Annotated in this window: 1 protein-coding gene; it reads left to right on the forward strand. The window is 72.2% G+C overall.

Going from position 1 to position 1972, the window contains the following annotated elements; translation table 11 throughout:
* Positions 1-1965, forward strand: a 1965-nt coding sequence (locus AC1DY2_RS19145) for an IPT/TIG domain-containing protein (protein ID WP_476763853.1), incomplete at its 5' end; no start/stop codon positions are given.
* Positions 1966-1972: the final 7 nt, after the last annotated feature.

Genomic DNA, 1972 nt, shown 5'->3' on the forward strand with positions numbered 1-1972 from the left:
CCCGTCGACGTCATCGTTACCACACCCGGAGGGCCGAGCAACGCGCTGCCGTTCACGTACGTGCCGGCACCGAGCCTGATCGCGCTGACGCCCGATGAGGGTCCGGCCGCGGGTGGCACGCTCGTGTCGATCACGGGTACGAACATCGGCGGTGCGACCGCCGTGACGATCGACGGGGCATCCGTGCCGTTCACCCAGGTGAGCGCCACCGAGGTCACGTTCGTGACGCCGCCGCACCTGCCCGGGCCGGTCGACGTGACTGTCACGACCCCCGGCGGGACCAGCGGGCCGCTCCCGTTCACGTTCGTGCCGGCCCCGGCGCTGACCGCGCTGACGCCCGATGAGGGTCCCGTCGCCGGCGGGACGCCGGTGACRATCACCGGGACCGATCTGGCCGGCGCGACGGCAGTGACGGTCGACGGGGCACCCGTGCTGTTCACGCAGGTCAGCGACACCGAGATCACGTTCACGACCTCGGCGCACGCTGCCGGTCCCGTCGACGTCATCGTTACCACACCCGGAGGGCCGAGCAACGCGCTGCCGTTCACGTACGTGCCGGCTCCCGCGTTGACGACGCTGACGCCCGACGAGGGGCCGACCGTCGGCGGCACGATCGTGACGATCACCGGCACGGCGCTCGCCGATGCGACGCAGGTGACGATCGACGGGACATCCGTGCCGTTCACCCAGGTGAGCGACACGGAGATCGCGTTCGTGACGCCGCCGCACGCCGCGGGTCCGGTCGACGTGATCGTCACCACGCCCGGTGGCACGAGCAACCCGCTGCCGTTCACCTACGTGCCGGCTCCGGCGCTTACCTCGCTGACGCCCGATGAGGGTCCGGTCGCCGGCGGCACGCCGGTCACGATTACGGGCACGAATCTCGCGGGTGCGACGGAGGTGACGGTCGACGGGGCATCCGTGCCGTTCACACAGGTCAGCGACACCGAGATCACGTTCACCACCCCGCCGCACGCGGCCGGTCCGGTCGACGTGATCGTGGAGACGCCCGGCGGCCCGAGCAACGCCCTGCCGTTCACGTTCGTGCCGGCTCCGGTGCTGACGGCGCTCACGCCTGATGAGGGTCCGGTCGCCGGCGGCACGCCCGTGACGATCAACGGCACGGACATGGCCGGCGCGACCGAGGTGACGATCGACGGGACATCCGTGCCGTTCATCCAGGTGAGTGACACGGAGATCACCTTCACCACGCCGGCACACGCCGCCGGCCCCGTGGACGTGGTCGTGACGACGCCGGGCGGCGACAGCAACGCGCTGCCGTTCACGTACGTGCCGGCCCCGGTGCTGACGGCGCTCTCGCCGGCCGATGGTCCGGAGACCGGCGGCACCGAGGTCACCATCACCGGCACCGACCTCGGCGGCGCGACCAGCGTCACAGTCGACGGCGAGGAGGTCGACTTCACGGTCGTGGATGACACGACGATCACCATTGTGACGCCGCCGCACGCCGCCGGCCCCGTCGACGTGGTCGTCACCACCCCCGGCGGACCATCCGCGCCGCTCGTGTTCGAGTACACGCCCGTCACCACCATCGACGGGATCGAACCGGGCACGGGACCGGAGGCGGGCGGCACCCAGGTGACCATCACCGGGCACTGCTTCGCGGGGGCGACCGACGTGCGGTTCGGCGACGTGCCCGCGACGAGCTTCGAGGTCCTCGACGACACCTCGATCATCGCCGTCGCGCCGGCCGGAGTCGGGACGGTCGACGTCACGGTCGTCGGGTCCGCGGAGTGCGGCGACGCGACCGCCGAGGGCGGGTTCGTCTACACGCCCGTACCCAGCGCCCCGCCCGCTGCCGCTCCGGGCAGCGGCCAGGCCGGATCCACGTCGGGCATCGCCTCGACCGGATTCGACCCGACCCCGTGGCTCGGGGGTGCGCTCGTCGTGCTCCTCGCCGGGGCGCTCATGCTGCTCAGTCGCCGTCGGGGGGCGCGYGGCTGAGCATGGC

This window comes from Agromyces sp. P1_H4 (genome assembly GCF_056405255.1).